Here is a 2,156-nt window from a genome sequence, read left to right on the forward strand (position 1 = left end):
TCGGTCTGCCCGGGAGGGATGACTTCCGGTAACCCGGTCAATCCGTTGCTGGGTGCAAAGGTGCTGCCCGGCGAAACCGATTTCGCCCTGCCCGGCCCGTTGCCGTTTGTGCTCTCGAGGACTTACAACAGCTACCGGACGAAAACGCCTGCACCGGTGGGTATTTTTGGCCCCGGGTGGAAAGCGCCCTTCGATATCCGCTTACAAATCCACGATAACGAACTGATCATTAACGATAACGGCGGCAGAAGCATCCACTTTGAGCCGCTGTTTCCCGGTGAAACGGCCTTCAGCCGCAGCGAATCGCTCTGGCTGGCGCGGGGCGGCGTGCCGGCGCTGCATGAAAGCAATCCGCTGCACACACTGTGGCAGTCGTTGCCGGAAGACATTCGCACCAGTCCACACGTGTATCTGGCAACCAACAGCGTTCAGGGACCGTGGTGGATCCTGGGCTGGTCTGCGCGCGTACCGGGAGCGGAGGAACCCTTACCTGCCCCGCTGCCGCCGTACCGGACGCTGACGGCTCTGGTGGACAATTTAGGGCGGAGAATGGTCTTCCATCGTGCCGCTACCGGTGATGCAACCGGGGAAATCACCGCCGTGACGGACGGTGCAGGCCGCCGCTTCCGGCTGGTGCTGACCACGCAGGCGCAGCGGGCAGCACAGTACCGGAAGCAGGTAACCGCCAGTGGCACAAAACCCCTTCCCTTCCCGGATGCTCTGCCCGCCACCGCGTACGGCACGGACAACGGCCTTCGTCTGGCAGAAGTATGGCTGACCCACGACCCGGAATACCCGGACACTCTGCCCGCCGCGCCGCTGGCGCGATACGACTATTCCCCGCGTGGCGAACTGGCAACGGTATACGACCGCAGCGGCACGGCAGTACGCCATTTTACGTATGACCCGCCGCATCCGGGACGCATGGTGGCACACCGTTATGCGGGCAGACCAGAGATACGCTATCGCTATGACATCGTCGGGCGGGTAACGGAACAGCGTAACCCGGAAGGCTTAAGCTATGCCTATGCGTATGAACAGAACCGCGTCATTATCACCGACAGCCTGAACCGTCGCGAGGTGCTGCACACCGAAGGCGAAGGCGGGCTGAAGCGGGTGGTCAGACAGGAATACGCTGATGGCAGCGCCATTCACAGTGAATACGACCCGGCAGGGAGACTTATTGCTCAGACCGATGCGGCGGGCCGTAAGACGGAATACCGCCTGAGTCCCGGCTCCGGCCAGTTAAAAGAAATCGTCGCGCCAGACGGCAGGCGTACTGAATTTTATTACAACAGCCAGCGCCAGTTGACGGACACCGTATACCCGGACGGCCTGCAAAGCCGGCAGGAATACGACATTCAGGGCAGACTCATCGCCGACACCCTGCGCGACGGCAGCACCACCCGCTGGTTTTATGACAACCCGCACAGCGAATACCCGTCCGCCAGCGAAGACGCCACCGGCAGCCGGAAACAGATGACGTGGAGCCGCTACGGGCAGTTGCTCACCTTCACCGACTGCTCCGGCTACCAGACCCGTTACGAATATGACCGCTTCGGTCAGGTCACTGCCCTTCATCAGGAAGAAGGCCTCAGCCATTACCGCACTTACGATGACCGGGGCAGACTGGTCAGCCAGAAAAATGCACAGGGCCACGAAACCCGCTATGAGTACAGCATCGCGGGCGACCTGATGGTCGTGCTCCACCCGGACGGCAGCAGGCAGACCACAGAGTATGATGCCGCTGGACACCCGGTGAGCACCACCACTGGCGGCCTGACCCGGCAGATGGCATACGACGCCGCAGGCCGTGTGACGCAACTGACCAACGAAAACGGCAGCCACACCACCTTCGCTTATGATGTGCTGGACAGGCTGGTGCAGGAAACGGGCTTTGACGGCAGAACACAGCGTTATCAGTACGGTATTACCGGGCAGCTTATCCGCAGTGAGGATGAAAGCCTTGTCACCCTCTGGCATTACGATGCATCAGACCGCCTGACGCACCGCACCGTCAATGATGAGCCGGCGGAACAGTGGACCTACAACGCGCGCGGCTGGCTGACCGAAGTCAGCCATCTCAGCGACGGCCACCGCGTCGCCGTGCAGTATGAGTACGATAAACAGGGACGGATGAACCTTGAACGCCAGAC

1 protein-coding gene is annotated in these 2,156 nt (G+C 61.3%); it reads left to right on the forward strand.

Annotated features, from left to right (window positions below; translation table 11 throughout):
- Positions 1–2,156: DUF6531 domain-containing protein (locus tag AOY24_RS23315; protein ID WP_235507547.1), on the forward strand; the 2,156-nt coding region annotated here is incomplete at both ends.

It is taken from the genome of Citrobacter sp. CtB7.12 (assembly GCF_001297795.1).
Lineage (GTDB): Bacteria > Pseudomonadota > Gammaproteobacteria > Enterobacterales > Enterobacteriaceae > Citrobacter_A > Citrobacter_A amalonaticus.